This window comes from Rhizobium sp. P40RR-XXII, assembly GCF_012641405.1.
Taxonomy (GTDB): Bacteria; Pseudomonadota; Alphaproteobacteria; order Rhizobiales; family Rhizobiaceae; genus Rhizobium.
In genome coordinates, this window is record NZ_JABAII010000018.1 from 1 (window position 1) to 17502 (window position 17502).

15 protein-coding genes and 1 pseudogene are annotated in these 17502 nt (G+C 56.9%); 4 read left to right on the top strand and 12 right to left on the bottom strand.

Going from position 1 to position 17502, the window contains the following annotated elements; all coding sequences use genetic code 11:
• Positions 1-213: 213 nt before the first annotated feature.
• A pseudogene (locus HGP16_RS26560) lies at positions 214-525 on the top strand (integrase core domain-containing protein); the annotation flags it as partial.
• Between the two features lie 314 nt (positions 526-839).
• Here the strand turns inward: HGP16_RS26560 and HGP16_RS26565 are convergent.
• The 12 genes from HGP16_RS26565 to tssH form a co-directional block, all read right to left on the bottom strand.
• Complete coding sequence (locus HGP16_RS26565) at positions 840-1862, bottom strand: type VI immunity family protein (RefSeq protein WP_168842965.1); 1023 nt, start codon at positions 1860-1862, stop codon at positions 840-842.
• A gap of 35 nt (positions 1863-1897) precedes the next feature.
• Positions 1898-2884, bottom strand: a complete 987-nt coding sequence (locus HGP16_RS26570; protein ID WP_168842966.1) for a DUF4150 domain-containing protein — start codon at positions 2882-2884, stop codon at positions 1898-1900.
• A 5-nt stretch (positions 2885-2889) separates the two neighbouring features.
• Positions 2890-3945, bottom strand: a complete 1056-nt coding sequence (locus HGP16_RS26575) for a hypothetical protein (RefSeq protein ID WP_168842967.1) — start codon at positions 3943-3945, stop codon at positions 2890-2892.
• Positions 3939-4955 (bottom strand): DUF2169 domain-containing protein, encoded by a 1017-nt coding sequence (locus HGP16_RS26580; protein ID WP_168842968.1) that lies wholly within the window; start codon positions 4953-4955, stop codon positions 3939-3941. The genes HGP16_RS26575 and HGP16_RS26580 overlap by 7 nt, the downstream gene beginning before the upstream one ends.
• A 9-nt stretch (positions 4956-4964) precedes the next feature.
• Positions 4965-5285, bottom strand: a complete 321-nt coding sequence (locus HGP16_RS26585; RefSeq protein WP_168842969.1) for a hypothetical protein — start codon at positions 5283-5285, stop codon at positions 4965-4967.
• A gap of 491 nt (positions 5286-5776) precedes the next feature.
• Positions 5777-6169, bottom strand: coding sequence for a hypothetical protein (locus HGP16_RS26590; RefSeq protein WP_168842970.1), 393 nt, complete (start codon positions 6167-6169; stop codon positions 5777-5779).
• 3 nt (positions 6170-6172) lie between these two features.
• Complete coding sequence (locus HGP16_RS26595; RefSeq protein ID WP_168842971.1) at positions 6173-7462, bottom strand: DNA/RNA non-specific endonuclease; 1290 nt, start codon at positions 7460-7462, stop codon at positions 6173-6175.
• A 1-nt stretch (position 7463) separates the two neighbouring features.
• Positions 7464-7853, bottom strand: a complete 390-nt coding sequence (locus HGP16_RS26600; RefSeq protein ID WP_168842972.1) for a hypothetical protein — start codon at positions 7851-7853, stop codon at positions 7464-7466.
• Positions 7854-7860: 7 nt separating this feature from the next.
• Entirely contained in the window at positions 7861-10017 is a 2157-nt protein-coding gene (tssI, locus tag HGP16_RS26605) for a type VI secretion system tip protein TssI/VgrG (protein ID WP_168842973.1), read from the bottom strand.
• Positions 10018-10023: 6 nt separating this feature from the next.
• On the bottom strand, positions 10024-10572 hold the full coding sequence (locus tag HGP16_RS26610; protein ID WP_168842974.1) for a hypothetical protein: 549 nt from the start codon (positions 10570-10572) through the stop codon (positions 10024-10026).
• Positions 10573-10688: 116 nt separating this feature from the next.
• The gene (locus HGP16_RS26615) at positions 10689-11165 is read right to left on the bottom strand and encodes an Hcp family type VI secretion system effector (RefSeq protein ID WP_168842975.1); all 477 of its coding nucleotides are present in this window, start codon (positions 11163-11165) and stop codon (positions 10689-10691) included.
• A 66-nt stretch (positions 11166-11231) separates the two neighbouring features.
• Entirely contained in the window at positions 11232-13988 is a 2757-nt protein-coding gene (gene tssH / locus HGP16_RS26620) for a type VI secretion system ATPase TssH (protein ID WP_168842976.1), read from the bottom strand.
• Positions 13989-14292: 304 nt separating this feature from the next.
• On the opposite strand from tssH, the gene tssA reads away from it, so the two are divergent.
• The 3 genes from tssA (at position 14293) to tssC (ending at position 17474) form a co-directional block, all read left to right on the top strand.
• The gene (tssA, locus tag HGP16_RS26625; protein WP_246703635.1) at positions 14293-15264 is read left to right on the top strand and encodes a type VI secretion system protein TssA; all 972 of its coding nucleotides are present in this window, start codon (positions 14293-14295) and stop codon (positions 15262-15264) included.
• Positions 15265-15370: 106 nt separating this feature from the next.
• On the top strand, positions 15371-15883 hold the full coding sequence (tssB, locus tag HGP16_RS26630) for a type VI secretion system contractile sheath small subunit (RefSeq protein ID WP_168842978.1): 513 nt from the start codon (positions 15371-15373) through the stop codon (positions 15881-15883).
• A 112-nt stretch (positions 15884-15995) separates the two neighbouring features.
• Complete coding sequence (tssC, locus tag HGP16_RS26635) at positions 15996-17474, top strand: type VI secretion system contractile sheath large subunit (protein ID WP_168842979.1); 1479 nt, start codon at positions 15996-15998, stop codon at positions 17472-17474.
• Positions 17475-17502: the final 28 nt, after the last annotated feature.

Consider the following 17502-nt stretch of genomic DNA (forward strand, 5'->3'; position numbering starts at 1 on the left):
CTTCCACTTCGAAACACACGAGGGAGCGATCGCAAGTGCTGCTGCGATCGATCGTATCGTTTCTCCGGCATTCAAGCGCGCCATCGCCCGTTCGCGAAGATCTTCGGAATATGGTTGGGTCATCCCTACCGACCGTCCTTTCCCGGTAGGAACAGAGAATCATATCTCAGCTGATTTGCGAACCTGCGATTCTGAGAAATCGAAGCGTGCTCTAAGGTCGAGTGGCACTACATCGGACCGGGAAAGCCAATGCAAAATGGCTATGTCGAAAGTTTCAACGGCCGGGTGCGTGACGAGCTATTGAACGAGAGCCTCTTCTTCGGTCTCGATCATGCCCGAAGCGCCGTTGCCGAATGGGCGGAGGATTATAATAATTTCCGCCCGCATTCATCGCTCGGATACCAGACCCCGGCAGGCTATGCCGGGTCCATCGCCGCAACCGGCTCCAACGCTGATGAAAACTTCGCGTTTCCGCCGGTTGCTTACACCGCGCCACTCGGCGTATTCAAAACCGCCGATGGATGAAACTTCAGTGGCAGGTCAGACGTTATCGGCAAAATCTGCTTGTCCTCCAGCACAATATCAGCCATTCGCTCGCGTATTTCGATGCCAGTAGCATTCTGCAAGGCGAAATCAGTACCGTAACCAAAGCGTAGCATGGGTACGCCGCGTTCGAACGCCACTGCTATCCTGTCAAGAAAGCTCCAGTCGCGTGCGTTCGCCGTTAGTTCATTTTCCCTGAATTCAGATGGAATATCACGATATCGGCATGCCATCACCTCAACATTGCAGTTGGATGGGTGCTTGGCCCGCCCCAGGCGCTTGCACCAAACACCGCATCAATCAAAGCGCCGCAGCCATGCCAGCGTTTCGTCCCGATCGTCCAAAGGTGGTGGCAGGCTTTCGAAGATTCCGCGCCGACCGAAATCCTCGAAACGGAGTGGTTTCAAAACGTTTGCCACCTTTCGATACGCGACCAATGCCTCTCCACGGTTGACATCCCCGATCCTTGGTTCCTGCCCGGCTTGGATAATGATGCCACCATCATAAGAATGGATGGAGCATTCCGGCTCTAGCGCAGCACGGATTTTATCAAGGCCCCCAACCCGCCGAAGGCGCTCGTCATCGATTAGTGTCAGCCAATTGATCGATCGTATCACTGGTGTTGCCGCTGCCTCACTCCTGACGCGCCACAAGCTCAGATCCGGATAATCAAAGCCGATAAAACGTTTCAGAAATGGAAAGGCGAGATCAATGAACGGGCCACGACCGCCTCCCTCCTCCATAACGAGGCCTAGACCAAAAGTGCCGTGGATCGGCCGACCTATGGCTGCCCAGCGGGTCAGAACGCTCAGCAGTTGCGTATAATCTCCCTGCGGCCAGTCAGCCGGGAAATAGGCCTCAAGCCGGCCGAGCGCATTATCCTTGTTTGCCAAACGCTTTTCGGCGATAGCGGGCCGCGCCACAACGCCGATGTGATATGGGGTTGGTTCATCCCTGTCGACACCGCCCGAAAAACCGTAGAGTTCGGCGTCGAAGCCTTCCACCTTTTCCTCGGGCGGGATGCTACGCATGCGGTCCGTAAAATAGCCGACATAATCGAAATTTTTCGTGGGTTTTAAGCGGTTGCCATCATAGGGCATGTAGTGAGTGATCTTATCGGAAAAGATCTTTCCGTAATCCTCCACCAAACGGATCAATCGGATACGAACTTCGTCATCGTAAGCATGGCTGAAATATAATTTGAGCACAAACCCGAATTGCAGCGCCGGATTGCCGCGTTTATCGGCAATCGTGAGCTTGGCCAAATCCGATATGGTCTTAAACTCCGACAGGATTTTATTGTAGTCGATTTCTGTCACTTTATATTCCACCTGCGAGTAGGTTTCATCAAGCTTCACAACGCGAGCGCAGCAAGCGACGCTCCGCCCGTTTCCGGAGCAAGCAGAATGGCGCCTACAGCCACAGCACCCACGCCGAGCGGAACGAGCCAGCCTGCATTGCGACTAAACCAGCTCCCGTTATTCGATGGCTCGGTCTCTCGCTCCGTCTGCGGCGCTGGTTGAGTAACAGGGGCCCTGTTGCCATCATCATCATCGCATTTACAGTCTTTTTTGAAGTTGATGTCGTTCCGATCCTGATCCGTATCCTGTCCAATTTCATCGTATGTTTCATTTTGATTGCCGCGATATCGATCCTTCGGCAATTTATTTTCGCCAAAGCTATTGTTATCGTGATCGGTGTAATCCGGCATCTTCGTGCCTTTAGGCCCACCCCTCAACTGGTTACCGCCGTCATCCAGCCGATATGCCCACTTCCCGTCCTCGCCAATTTCATAGGCACCTCCAGGGGTTACGTTGCGCCCTGCCTGGCTAGCCCACTCCAATATCTTGCCATCGATGCAACGCTGACTGAACGTGCCGGCCGCCTTGCAGGCACACGCAAACTCACAGATCTTCTCCAATATCTCGCGCTGCGGGCCTTTAACTGGCCCAGTATAATATCCCCCCGCCGATATGGTATTGCCCTTGTTCAGCAGCATGCGATCCGTCAGGCGCGTAACATTGCGACCTTCCATGAACACATTCGGCGACCATGACAGAAAGGTGGCGCGATCCTTGTTCACGCCGGAAACGATCCCCCCGCCGACGCCAGGCTCATCGCCAAAAGACCGATAGAATTCTGAGCCCTTGACCCCATTCATCGCTCCACCATGCGAGAATACCGTCGTCGTGCCTTTGGCAAGATCCCGGGCATAAGCCGTGTTGGTATAGGGGATAGGCTTGTCAGGGCTCTTGCACACATCTGGCATAGTTGAACGAACCCAGCCATCGGAATGTTTGTGGCAGAGCGTCAATCCATTGATGGCGATAGTCTCCTGCATCGGCTTCAGTCCTTCTTCCGATAGCTTTCGATAACCGCGACGCAACGCGGGCCGTCGGGATGAGATGTCGAAACGATCGACCGCATGGGCACCCTCTTATCTGAGAGATGACCATCCCGCTCGCCGGCGTCACTTGCCAGGTGAGTTTTGGATGCAAGCGCAAAGCTCGCCATCACCATGCCGTTCGTCGCCCCACAATCTCCCGTGTTTCCGAGCGGCGCTTCGAAATCTTGGACGAGAGGTTCTGGTATAAGGGCACCGGATAACGCAAAGCCGAGATCCTCTGAGCGCCAACGCTCTCCATTCAGATCGGCAAGAAATCGATCCGGAACGAAGGCCTCGAAGGCTTGCCGCAAGGGCTTGGCAAGCCCTCTGCCGACAACGCCTTTGGGAGACGAAGGCTTTTCAGTCTCAAACCCAGTAAATAGGGACTTCAAAGCGCCGACCGGTGGATGCGCTCCTGCATCTCCGCTTCCGATCAAAAGCAATGCGGCCGCCTCGCCGGGGATAAGGCCGTGGGGCGTCTGTCGTGAATAAAGGCGGTTGTTCATGGCGAGGATATCCAAAAATTCTGCGTCCATGAAGCTGTCAATGGCGCCGACGATCAGTGCGGGAAACTGTCCCGTCGATATCTCGTTCGTACCACGAACGATTTCGTAAAGAGCAAGGGTCTCCCCGTCGATTAAGATCTCGACGTCTGAAAATAGATGGGGGTAGGTCTCGCTTATCCAGAGAGATAGCCGCTTGCCGATCGAATGACCGACGAGCCAGCGCGGCGCGACAATCCGTAATGGAACAGGTCCAAACGTCTCGGCAACTACGAGATCATCCGCCGCACCGGCGAACAGCCTTTGCAGTCTCAGTTCGAAGTTGCGCATATCTTCAAACGGAATGGCACAGGACAGCGTCATTGGCATTCCGTCGACGCCAATGGGCCCCTTACGCGACTTCGTAAAATTCCGCTCATTGGCAAAATAAGCATCGCAGGCATTGGCAAACCCCTTGCCCAAGGGGCAATGCAAGCCGACTCCGAGAATTTCGACCATGGCGCTGCTCAACATTCCACTCCCGCCATCTGCCGTACATGCAAATTGCAGCCCGAAACGGACATATCTCCCCTCGGACAGGGAATAGCCGTGTTCCAAACCATCTCCAGCGTCTTTTGCGTTCCATTCAGCAAGACGGAGACTAGCCTCGGACGGCTCTGTGTTTTTTCATGCCCCATCCAAGTGGCGCATTCCATGATGATCTGCGGCAGGCGAAATGCATAATCACCGCCCGCGTGGAGGCCGATCACTCGGCCTGTCTCGCCGCCTTTCAAATCAAATATCTGGTCTTCGGGAGCAGCCTGGAAAAAGCGGTCGGAAAAATCTTGCGGAGGTAAAGGCGCTTCGTATTTCCGCCAGTTCTCGTCATACGTACCGGCGTGCGCCGAACGGGCCTCCCAGGACGGCTGAATGGCTCCGAAACCGTGCGGATCCGGCAGAGTGCCATCGTCGATCAAGGCAGCCGGGCTTTCGATGAAGGGGAGAGAAATTTCCGTGCCCTCCGGCATTTCCTGCCAGGCCGACGTCCAGCCCATGCCGATGGGATTGACACCATTCGCCGGCCCATCTGCCTTGATGAAGTCGGCGCCGCCCAGACTGTTGCGCCAGCTAAGCCGACACTCGCGGTAGGACTCGTATCCCTCGAGCTGCAACCTGCCGGATTTTTTACGAAGCCGGCGGGCGCCGAAAACTAACGCGCGCTTCGAATGTGCCCCAAGATCAAAACCGGCTTCCATTTTATTGACAGCGCGGCCCGCGGGCGCGGTGATGCTTCCGGTGAGCAGGAAATCGACTTTGGGCCGAAACGGTGAAATATCGGCCTCCGCTTTCAATTCTAGGCTGTCGTCATCCTCGTATTCGGGCGCAATGCGGATCGCGCCTTGATCTTTTACAACAGCGTTGAGGCCATTTTCCTGGACATCGAAGCGCGCGCGAACCGCAACGACCCAATTTTCCATTCCTGCGCGGTCACGAACAAAGTAACCCAAGGCGGCGAACGGAGTCCGGTTCTCAACCTGCCACATGACAGCGCCTCAATTCAGGTCAATCGTAGCGGCATCAAGCGATATATGCCGTTCCGCAGACTGAGCGATCGACACGCCGTGCACGATGATGCTGCCATCCTTACGAAGCGTGAGCGATGATTTTCCATTGCGGATCGTCATTGCGCCCGTATCAGCGTCGATTTCCAGCATATCGGCAAGCTTGCGCAATTTCGACCATGCGCCGTCCTCATCAAAGGCAACGGCTTCGACAAAAAGGGCTCTCTTGGGAATATCATTCATGATTTTGGACCCGAGTAGTTTCTCTCTGGAATACATGGCCTCACACGACGCTCGCTGTAGATAACGCATAAATTATGCGGCCTTCCTTTCATACGGAAGTATTCCCAGCGAAATTATCGAATTTAGGCCGAAGCTCCCTTATCATGGTTCGTGCCGTCCCTGGCGTGATGGACCAGCATTCGGGAGTACCGATTTCCGAAACAAGGCGCGCGCGGTGACTCTCTCTGTCATACTGAAGAAGTACTCGACACAAGGTCTGTGGGACCCCTCGATTAGAATCGCCCAGAAACGCAATCACCGCAGGCTTCACGTCCTTTATCGAGCAACTGAAAGCCCACCATTGGCCATCCGCGTCATAGGCGTAGCCACTGTTACCGAAATTCCGCCCGCCATCAGAAATAGAAAATACGACAGCCATGGTTTGCCAACGCTCATCCGCAAGCACATCCGCAGCAAGAACCGACCGTACAACAGCCGTTAGATGCTCACGCCGTCGCTGCCGCTCATCGGCAAGCGAAACAATCGCTCCACCATTTCTGTAGGGGCTATCCAACAATGCCCTATTCTCCAAGGTTAGGGCGAAGCTGCGCGATGATGGTGTCGACGTTCTTTGGTGTTACCTGCCAACGCGCGAGGTCTTCATACTCGAAGTCAGCGTTAACCTTGCGGCTCACACGATTGAATTGGAATAGGATCTTTCGAAAGCCCGTGTCTCCGTCTTGACGAAGCCACTCTCGGTATGCGGCTACTGGCTGCTCGATCTCACGCAACTTTGGTGCAACAGCGGTATAATTTCCCTTCTCATCGTAAGCATAGCCAAATATCTCGCTTGCTTCACCGCTCTCATCAACTGTAACCACAATTGAGATCTCGACCCACTCGACACCCTGCATCTTGCCCGAACTTACGATTGCTCGTGCAATATCGCCCATGAGTTCAAGGTTTTCCGACATTTATTACTCCATGTCCCGAAATCGAATTCTGTTGAAGCTTTCACCCGCTTGGTTTTTGAAGCGCTTCTCATTGCTATATTTAACGGCTCCCGTTTTGGGATCGCGAATGGTGTACTCCACATCAAAGCTGCTCGGGCGCACCGATCCAGGCGGATTGACGTCGATGTTATAATTGACTTCGTAGCCTTTGTTTACCCAGTCGGCCCATTCATTCTCCATTGTTTTCCATGCGCCGGTGTTGAGATTACCAGCTTGAGGAGCGATACCATAATCCGGCGTATTGCCCATAAACCTGTGCGCAACGAGATGGCCGCCCTGATCACCCGGATCGCCGAGTTTACCAATGGCCGTGGCATTGTCACCTCTGGCCGTGCCTCCAAAATCCTCGCGCAGAGTGCCTTTCGCATTGATCGGTCTGCCGGTTGCCGGATCGTAAGTGATTTCATTGTCATTTCTGCCATGCGTAAGCTTGCTCGACTTCGGCTTGCCAGCTGCCTCGCCATTCTTCAGCTCATTTTCAGGGGACGGATTATAATTTGGGTCTTCTGTCTTTACCCCTGGATGATGATCTTCAGGCTTTCCAAACTCGCGCTCGAGTTGATCTACAGCAAATTCACGTTCCACTTTACCGCCAGACGCATGCGTGAATTCGACAATAACTTTCGAGGCTTTGCCCGCCTCTTCCCCAGCCTTCACGACACGGACGAAAACCTTGAGCGATTTCAACATCGCCTTGGCGGCAGCGCTTATTCCTTCACCCAGCGCAAGGTCGCCGACCAGAAAGACCCCGTCTACCGTCAAGGTTGCAATTCCGTACAACCAGCCGCATTGCGTAAACCGCTTTTTGATTGCATTCCATGTTTCGCTGAAATAGCCAGCTATCGCGTCAGCGGCCTTACTATATTCCGACTGACTCAAAAGTTGCATATTCATGCCATCCTCGGCATATTTTGCAGCTTTGTCTTTGTCCCCCAACCCAAACCAACTGAGAATCTGCTCCGTTGCGGATAACTGGAAATTGCTCTGGGCCATTTCGGAATAGCCATAGCCCGACATGAGATGGCCAAAACCACTTTCGGAAACGCCTGCCATCAATTGTTTGCGCGCTTCCGCGTCGGTCGCCAGCACATAAACCATTTTTGCTATAGCGACATATTCGTAGAATTTTTCGCCGGTATAAGCTACAATCGAGCACGCATTATCTGCATGCGTTCCTTTTGTAATATCCGCACCCGCGCCTAGGTTGTTACCCGCGTTGGTCAAATTATTCGCAGCACCGGTGCCAAGACCCATCTCATGCACCGTCTATTATGGATGCTTCAAAAGCGGTGACATGCCATTGTTGAAAGAATTTCTTCATCTCAATCGGCAACAGTTCATTCCACGAAAACGCCAGGCTCGACACACCTGGCTCCAACGATCCGAGCGCCATGTCACCGATTGCCTGTGCAGCCGCAAGCGTGATGCCCTTCATCTGCGAGTTGGCCTCGGGACCTGATATCGTTTGCTGAACCAGCGATCGGAAAAGATCCATCCGTTGCGAGACCGGAATATCAATTTCGGCCGTATCCCGCGCAGGGGTGATACCAAGTTCCTCCCAAAAGGCATTTCGACGGTCATCGCGTTTCTGCTGATTGTCCGTTTCATCGCCCTCCCAGGTGCCAGTGAGGAATTTTGTCGCCATCACATCCTCAATTCATGTCAATTTTTCCAGCAGTCATCGTAACGGATGTATCCTGCTTGATGTTGAGTTTGACACCCTCAATGGTAATCGTTCCATCGCGCTCCATGACTATTCGAGATTTTCCGCAAATGATCTCGTATTTGTAACCAATCATCGACACCTTGGTCTGCCCCACCTCCTCCCATGACCCCATCGCGACGCTCTCATTCTTCACGCCGCCAACCGTTAGCTGATACCCGCCCCCGACCGTGGTTGCCTTTGCCGCACCGACGATTTCCGTAGACGACACCATTACGGTTTCCGCCTTGTTCTTGCCAACGCCGACGATCATATTGCCTTCGCCCATGGTAGCTTGAGAGAGAAAGCCAAGGACATCCGTGAAGCCGCCAAGCTTGCTCGTAAGAACGTTGCCGACTGTGTCGCGCAATATCCCCATCGCGGCCGTGACACCTTTTTGCAGGATGTTTGGCCCAACCATTAGCGTCATATTGCCGCCGATGACTTCGTGGTGATTGTTGCCGACCTCGATCGACTTATTGTGGCCTATCGACTCCGCCTGGTTATTATCGATGCGTTTGGAATGGGAGTTTTCGACGTGCACGCGATGATCGCGTTGAGCGTGCATATAGATTTCTTCCCGTCCGTTCTCGTCTTCGAAGGAGAGCTCGTTAAAGCCATTACCCTTGTGGGTCTGCGTTCTGAAGATGGACTTGGTCTTATTCGCGGGAAGCGTGTAAGGCACGCTATTGGCTGGATTCGGCACCACGCCGGTTACCAGGGGCCGGTCCGGATCGCCGTCGATGAAGGCGACCATGACTTCCATGCCGATGCGCGGGATGATCTGGCCGCCCCATGTGCCGCCGGCCCAGTTCTGAGCGACCCGCACCCAGCAGGTATCCGATCCGTCCTTCTTGGCGCGGCGATCCCAGGGATACCAAAGCTTGATGCGGCCGTATTGATCCGGATGGATTTCCTCGCCGGATGGGCCGGCGACGATCGCGACCTGAGTGCCGCGAATGCGCGGCCGCTCCGTCTTGCGATGCGGCGTCATCGCGACGCGCGACGGCACCGCTTCGAAATCATTGGTATATTCCGGCTGGTCCATATTGGTTTCGTAGGAGGGGTCGAGCGCGACGTGGGTTGCGCGCACGATCACGTGTTCCTCGTAAACATGCTCCGGATGGGCCACTTCATAGGGCGTGAAGCGGCGGCCTGCCTCCAATATGCGTGAGGTCGAACGCCCAACCACGCGATTGTGGTCGGCCTCACTTGCCTGCATGCGCAGCTTCTGCGCCCTTTCGGCTTCCGCAATCGATGAGATGCGGGCCGGATATTCGTAAAGCTCACGCTTCATCGCGCCCGGCATCTGCACAAGTGATGGTGTGGTCGTACCCGGCACCATTTGCGGCGTCTCGAAATTCCAGTCGGCGCCGGCGCGTTGGCCGGGGATATAGGCGTAATGCCTCATCCATTCATTGATATGGTTGCGGTCGGTCGAACCTTGGGCAAGCCGAACCATGCCCTCGCCCTGTGCGGATGGCGACGGCCCCGCCCATGAATTCGCGCCGTCCGCGACATGCAGCCGGTGGCTGCCGTCTTCGTGGGAAAACCAGTAGAACAGCCCGTCTTCCTCGAAACGGCGGGTCAGATAATCCAGATCCGTTTCGTTCCATTGCACCGAATAATGCTGTGGCGGCGGCGGTGTCACCACGCCGGAAACATCGGGGGCCGGAATTCCATGTTCGGAAAACAGCGTTTCGACGATATCGATGCTGGTCTTGTCCATCCAGATGCGGCAGTCCGAGCGCTGCGAGAGCAGCCACATTTGCGGCTTCAAGACCATCGAATAGGAGCGCAGACCGCGCGTGATCGGCGGCCCTTCCTGCAGGCTCGTCACCAGACCGTTGAAGGGACGGCGAACGCCGTCACCGCCATCTTCGGCCTGCCGAACTTCGATGGAGACATCGACGAGCCGGCCGATCAGATCCTGCGGCTGGATGATTTCGCGCTTGGCGCGCACGGAAAGCTGGATGTCGAAAAGTGCGGACACGCCTTCCGTTATCGTCACCCGCTCCGGCAAGAGCTGGTCCGTACCAAGCGGTGAGACGACCCGGAGATTTCGGGTCGCCTGGATGAAATCATTGGCCGAAGGCTGATCGTTCATCTGCGTTTATCCTACCAGTGAACTTGCCGAGCCCGTCTTGCCGGCGCTGCCGACCACCTGCTTGCGGCCGCCCACCAGATAGGCGATCTGGTACAAGGTGCCATTCGGCACGGTTTCGCGCATGCTGGGACCGTAGAGCACGTCCGGCGTCAGGATCTTGCCGATATCGGCGCGCGAAGCGACCGTGCCGAGCAGATAGGCACCGCGCACCATGTAGGTCCGGACCTCGGCATCAGTCACCGTATAGTTGAACTGAGCGACAAAGGCCGAATGGTGGTTGACGTCCATTTCCCGGATGATGTGAGGCTCGTTGTTTTGCAGCCACACCTTCAGCCAATGCGTCAACGACATCTCATTGGCTTTTTCCATAACGGACCGGAGACCAGAAGCGAACGCACCTGCGGCCTGGTTGCGGGCGGCATATTCGCGCGGACCTTGCGGCCATGAGAAGTAATCGTAGGAAGGACCGCGGCCCGCGCGCTTGATCGGCGGAAGGTCGGTCTGCTTCACCGGCTCCATTTGCAGAGCCGGCGATGAAACGGAAAAATCTACCATGGCGACCTCGATGAAAAAGGTTGTCGAGAATGTTCAAATCCCAGCCGCCGCAGCGATCTGGCATTGGGCACGATTCCGGCGCGTTGATTGCAACGCGCCGGAAAACGATGCTGGTGTTAGGCAGCCTTGGTCGTTGCCAGATCGTAGGAAGCGATCATCGGCGACTGCGGCGTCTGCGAGTCGTCGTAAGGCGTGTACTTCACTTCCATCTTGGTGAAGTTCAGCTTGATCGTCTCGACCGGGCGATCGCCGCTGGAATCGACCGAGTAGCTGGCGATCAGCGTATTGGTCAGCGTGTATTCGATGTAGGTATCGCCCGGATTGCCTGTTGTCACCAGATGGATGACGGCCTGCTTGCCGGTACGGCCCGAGCATGCTTCCTGGAACAGCTTGGTCGACGAGGAATCGCTGACCTTGGTCAGGATGACTTCCGAAACGGTGGGCTCGGAAGCTTCGCGGTTCGCTGCGGAACCGGCCGACGTCTTCATGTTGCGCGAGACGTTCCAGTGGATGACTTCGATGTCCATCCACTTCTTGTGCTGCTCATGGGTGGCATCGCCTTGAATTCCGTCGATCTGCAGATAAATCGGCATGCTCTCAACTCTCCTGTTTGAATTTGAATTTCACCTTGTCGCTGCAAGGCGGGTTTACCTTTCCGTCTAATGCCGCATCCGGACGTTTCGCTCGTCCGGGGCTGCTTCATTCGCCGCGCCGCCTTGTTCGGGGTCAGCGAATTCATGGTCGTTCACCGGCTTCTCCTCGATGAGGAAGCGGTGATCGTGAAAACTGATGCTGATGCCGGCAATCTTGCGCCGCTCGGCAACGGCATCGAGGAAGAAGGTCGACAATTCGGGCAGAAGATCGCGCCCGATCATGGTCTCGATGGCGCGCGCGCCCATCTCGCTCGCCTTCGCGCGGCTGACAAGCGCGTCACGGGCCGGTTCCGACAGGAAAACCGCGGTCCCGTAGGAGGCTGAGACACGATCGCGGATGCGGCCTATCTGGATATCGACAATGCCGCTCAACGTCTCGCCGTTCAGCGGCATGAAAGGCAGCACCGTGGTTCTACCGACGAAGGCCGGCTTGAAATGCTTCTGCAATTCGGGAAGCAGCAATGCTTCAAGCGCCTGACCCTCGGGCATGGTCTCCGGATCGGCGGCAAGTGCCGCCAGCAGATCCAAGCCGGTATTGGCGGTCATGACGATCGTGGTATTCTTGAAATCGATGTCGCGGCCTTCGCCATCGCGCAGCGTCCCCTTGTCGAAGACCTGATAGAACACCTCCTGGACGCCCGGATGTGCCTTGTCGATCTCGTCCAGCAGCAGGACGCCGTAGGGACGTCGGCGGACCGCCTCGGTCAGCACGCCGCCTTCACCGTAGCCGACATAGCCGGGCGGCGATCCGAGCAGCAGCGAAACCTTATGCTCCTCCTTGAACTCGGACATGTTGATGGTCGTCAGATATTGGCTGCCGCCATAAAGAAGATCGGCGAGAGACAGCGCCGTTTCGGTCTTGCCGGTTCCCGACATGCCGACAAGCAGGAAGACGGCAGGCGGGCGGCGTGGGTCGGAAAGGCCGGCGCGCGCCGAGCGCATGGCGGCCGAAATTCGCGCGATCGCGGCGTCCTGGCCAAGCACGCGCTCCTTGAGCCTTGCGTCGAGCGTCTTGACGGTCTCGACCTGATCCGACAGCAGCTTGCCCACAGGAATACCAGTCCAGCGGGCGACGATACCAGCGATCACTTCCTTGTCGACGACGCGCGGAACCAATGGCGTCTCGCCGGCAACATCGGCAAGGTTGCGCTCAGCTTGCGCCAGCGCCGCGCGAGCGGCTTCCGAGGAACCGCTCGCGGGAAAAAGCGCGACATTGCCCTCATGGGTCTGGTCGCCCCGTGCGGGCGCACTCTCCTCGGCCTGCAGCGTACCGGCATCGCTAAACGATGCCTCGATCCGGTCCGCCTCCTTCGACAGGCGGATTTCCTCGTCGAATTTGGCCTGCAAACGCTCAATCTCGAGCAGCACCTCGCGCTTCTCATTCTCGATGATCACAAGCCGCGCGGTGAGCTCAGGCGTCACCGGCTCGGCTAAAAGTGCTGCAGCTTCCGCCTCCAGCATCTCCTGCTCGTTGCGCAAGCCTTTGAGCGCCTCGGGAACGGTCTGTCGGGAAAGCGACACGGCGGCAGCGGCAGTATCGATGAGGCTGATCGCCTTGTCCGGCAACTGCCGCGCCGGGATGTAGCGGGCGGAAAGACGCACGGCGGCAGCCAGCGCCTCGTCGCGGATGCGCACCTTGTGATGAGCCTTGAAGCTACCGACAATGCCGCGCAGCATGCGGATGGCGGTTTCCTCATCGGGCTCCAGCACCTGAACGACCTGGAAACGCCGGGTCAGTGCCGCATCCTTCTCGATGTGGCGCTTGTATTCGCTCCACGTCGTCGCGGCAATCGTTCGGAGTTCGCCGCGGGCCAGTGCCGGCTTTAGAATGTTGGCGGCATCGCCCTGCCCGGCCTGGCCGCCGGCGCCGATTAGACCATGCGCCTCGTCGATAAAGAGAATGATCGGCTCCGCGGCGGCGCGCACCGCGGCGACCACGCCATGCAGGCGCCGCTCGAACTCGCCTTTCACGCCGGCTCCGGCCTGCAGCAGGCTGAGATCGAGGAGGAGAATACGCACGGACTTCAGCATATCAGGCACGCTTCCGGCGGCAATTTCCAACGCCAGCGCTTCGGCCACGGCCGTCTTGCCGACCCCCGCCTCGCCCACCAGGATAGGATTGTTCTGCCGGCGCCGCATCAGGATATCGATGACCTGGCGCAGTTCGCGATCCCGTCCGATCACCGGATCTATGCGGCCGAGCTTGGCATCGGCCGTCATGTCGCGGGTGTAGAGGCGGAGAAATTCGTTCTCGCCGGCGGCGGGAACGGCTTCAGAATGTTGCGATGGCGAGGCGGCATCCTGAGACGGAGCCGCGCTCAAGCGCTTTTCGAGAATATTGCGATCGAGGTTGCGTAGCGATGGCGCCATGCCCCGCGCCATGATCCGCAGCGATTGGTCATCCGTGAGCGCGGTCAGAAGATCGGCGAGCGTAACGCTGTTGCGGCCGCATTGAAGCGAGGCGACAAGCCAGCCTTCCCGCATCAGCGCCAGCAAATTTTGGGAGAGCACGAGGGCGGCACCATCCCCTCTCGGCAGTTCGGCAATGGCGTTATCAAGCTCCGCGCGCAGCGCCGCGGATGACACGCTAAGTTCTTCAAAAAAAGAGCAAACTTCCGATGACTCTAATAAGGAGACTATCCAATGTGCGACATCGACATTCGCATGCCGATCACGTGCTGCATGCGACGCTGCAGCCTCGAGGCCGACGCGCAATGCTGGCTCGAGCGTTCTGATCAGGCGATTGAGATCGATATTCGACACCTAGAAGTTTCCTCCCTCTAGTTTCATTTCAACCACACCTTCATGTCGCGGCAACAACTAGGGCGGTTATTCTCCGGAGTCCAGACGGACAACAAAAAATTTTTCATGTGGTCAAAAATCGGAATTGTCACAAATTCGTTGCAGAATAGACATGGTTGACAAAGGAATATATCGACATAAGTATCACGCCCTTAAACGATGTAGTTCGAGCTATGGAGCTAATATCCTGCTGAACGTCCGCGACATAGAGAATTCATTTGAAGAAAATGCGCCATGCGGAGAAAATGTGCGCAACAATACTTCTATGCGCGAAATATACTATAGAATAAAAGACGCCAGAAACCAGGCTCGCGCTACGGAACGAGGTATATCACCAGGTGAAAATATTAGTCTTTCACCTCTTTGGACAGATGTTAGCAATCTTGGATTGCAGATTGTTTCTTCTAAAAGTAAGGACCTCGAAGTATTAGCATGGCTGGCCGAGGCGGAATTACGTCTGCGAGGATTCGAGGGTTTAAGGGATGTCTACCAGGCGATTGCGTCGCTATTGGACAAGCATTGGGAGAAATTTCATTCCGTCGGAGCAGACGATATCGAAGAGCGGCTTGCCCCGCTTTCAGGTCTTAATGGTGTCGGCGGCGAAGGGACCATCATTCAGGCGATCAGGCTGTCGCCGCTCGTTCCCGGAATGAAATTCGGTCAATTTTCCCTTTGGGATTTTCAGTTGTCGCAACGGCCCAACGAGGTGAAACGGCGCGATGAGCTGAACCAGGCTGTCCTTGAAGCCGGCACGGCAGCGATGAGCTCGCATCTGGAAATGGTGAAGGGCTGCATCGCAGCTTTCGATCGGCTGGTGTCCATTTTGAACGAGCGCTGCGGACAGATGGCGCCACCCAGCTCGAATACGCACAATGTCCTGCACGAGGCTGCCGCAGCGCTTCGGACCCTTGCCGGCATCGAAACGCAGGCAGCCGAGGCCGACGTGGATCCGCAGCAGCAGGAAGGTTCGGGCGAGCCGGCGCAAGGTCGCCCGCGCCCCTTGGGCGCCGAGCAGATCGGCTCGCGCGAAGAGGCTTTCGAGCTGCTGCTGGCCGTCGCGCGTTATTTTCGCCGCACGGAACCGCATTCGCCGATCTCCATGTCGATCGAGACGATGGTCCGGCGCGGACGCATGGATTTTTCGGAACTATTGGCCGAACTGCTGCCGGAGGCGCAGGTCCGCAACGCCGTTCTAACGGCGGCGGGCATTCAGCCGAAGTCGAACAAGACGGGATGACAAATAGAACTGGTATCCTGAACTTTTTGCAACCCGCTCTTTCCAAAGGCGAGTTGTGCCACATGTGAAGAGCGAAATTGCCGCTGGGATTTGAAGGAGAAGCTTTATGGCGAGTGTTCACGAAAAACTGGAACGAGTGCGCAAGCCGAGGGTCCACATCAAGTATGAGGTGGAGACCGAGGGCGCCATGGTCGTCAAGGAATTGCCCTTTGTCGTCGGCGTGCTCGGCGATTTCTCGGGCAATCCGACCCAACCGCTGAAACCGTTCGGCGAACGCAAGTTCGTGCAGATCGATCGCGACAATTTCGACGATGTGATGCGCCGCATGACGCCGGGCCTGAACATCGCTGTCGAAAACACGCTCGAGGGCGACGGTTCGCAGCTTCCCGTTTCGCTGAAATTCGAAAGCATTCAGGATTTCGAGCCCGGCTCGGTCGTCAATCAGGTGCCCGCGCTGAAGGCGCTCCTCGATGCCCGCAACCAGCTTCGCGACCTCATGAGCAAGGCCGACCGATCCGAAGAGCTGGAGCGGCTGCTCGAGGATGTCCTGCAGAACAAGACGGATCTCTCGAAGCTGATGTCCGAACTCGGTCTGGCCGACAAGCCGACCGCAAGCTGATCGTCGTCGATTGCCGGCTGGCGCCGGTCGTCCAATCCTGTTTCAAGCAGCCGATAACGGCAGGCATCGAGCTCCACCGCTATCGCCCGCACTTTCCGCAAGGATCGAAAAAATGAGCGCTGAAAGCCAACTGAAGACCAAAGAGGCCGAGTTTGCGCCCGATGAAAATCTGCTGTCGCAGATCGTAGCCGCAACCCGGCAAACCGAGCCCGACCGTGCCCAGGATCTCTTAAGAACGCTGACCGATCAGGCTCTCAAGGGGACCGTCACCTATGATCGCAATCTAACGATCACCCTCAACAAGGCGATCGCCGAACTCGACAGCAAGATTTCGCGGCAGCTCGCCGCGATCATGCAGTCGCCGGAATTCGCCAAGCTGGAAGGCAGCTGGCGCGGCCTTCACTATCTGGTCAAGAATAGCGAGACCAGCGTCAACCTGAAGATCCGCGTCCTGAACGCGTCGAAGCGCGACGTCTCCAAGGATCTGGCGAAAGCGGTGGAGTTCGACCAGTCGCGGCTGTTCAAGTCCATCTACGAAGACGAATTCGGCACACCGGGCGGCGAACCCATGGGCGCCATCATCGGCGACTACGAATTCGACAATTCGTTCGACGACGTGCAGACGCTGCAGGCGATTTCGTCGATTGCCGCCGCCGCGTTTGCGCCGTTTATTTCGGCCGCCAGCCCGCGCATGTTCGGCTTCGACGATTATCGTGAGCTTGCCCGTCCGCGCGATCTGGAGAAGATTTTCGAAACGGTCGAATATGCGAAATGGCGCAGCCTGCGCGACAGCGAGGATTCGCGTTTCGTCACGCTCGCTCTTCCCCGTGTGCTTGCCCGCATGCCCTATGGGCCGAAAACCAACCCGATCGACGATTTCGCCTTCGACGAGACCGAACATTCGAAGACCGGCGAGCTCGATCACAACTCCTATTGCTGGATGAACGCATCCTATGTGATGGGAACGCGGCTGACGGACGCCTTTGCCCAAAGCGGCTGGTGCACGGCGATCCGCGGCGCGGAAAACGGCGGCAAGGTCGAAAACCTGCCGATGCACATCTTCTCGAGCGATGATGGCGATCTCGACCTCAAATGCCCGACCGAAGTCGGCATCACCGACCGCCGCGACGCCGAACTCGGCAAGCTCGGCTTCCTACCCCTCTGCCACTACAAAAACACCGATTATGCCGTGTTCTTCGGTGCCCAGACGACGCACAAGCCGAAGCTCTACGACAAGCCGGAGGCAACCGCCAATGCGGCCGTTTCCGCCCGCCTGCCCTACATGATGGCGACGTCCCGCTTTGCGCATTACCTGAAGGTGATGGGCCGCGACAAGATCGGCTCCTTCATGGAAGCGCAGGATTGCGAGAACTGGCTGAACCGCTGGATTGCCAATTACGTCAACGCCAATGACGATGCGGGTGAAGAGTCTCGCGCAAAATATCCTCTGCGCGACGCGAAGGTGACGGTTCAGGAGGTTCCGGGCAAGCCCGGCTCCTATAACGCCGTCGCCTGGATGCGGCCCTGGCTTCAGATGGAAGAGCTGACCACCTCGCTTAGAATGGTCGCCCGCATCCCGAGCAAGAACTAGGAGAGGTGGCGCGGCGATCGCCTCGCCG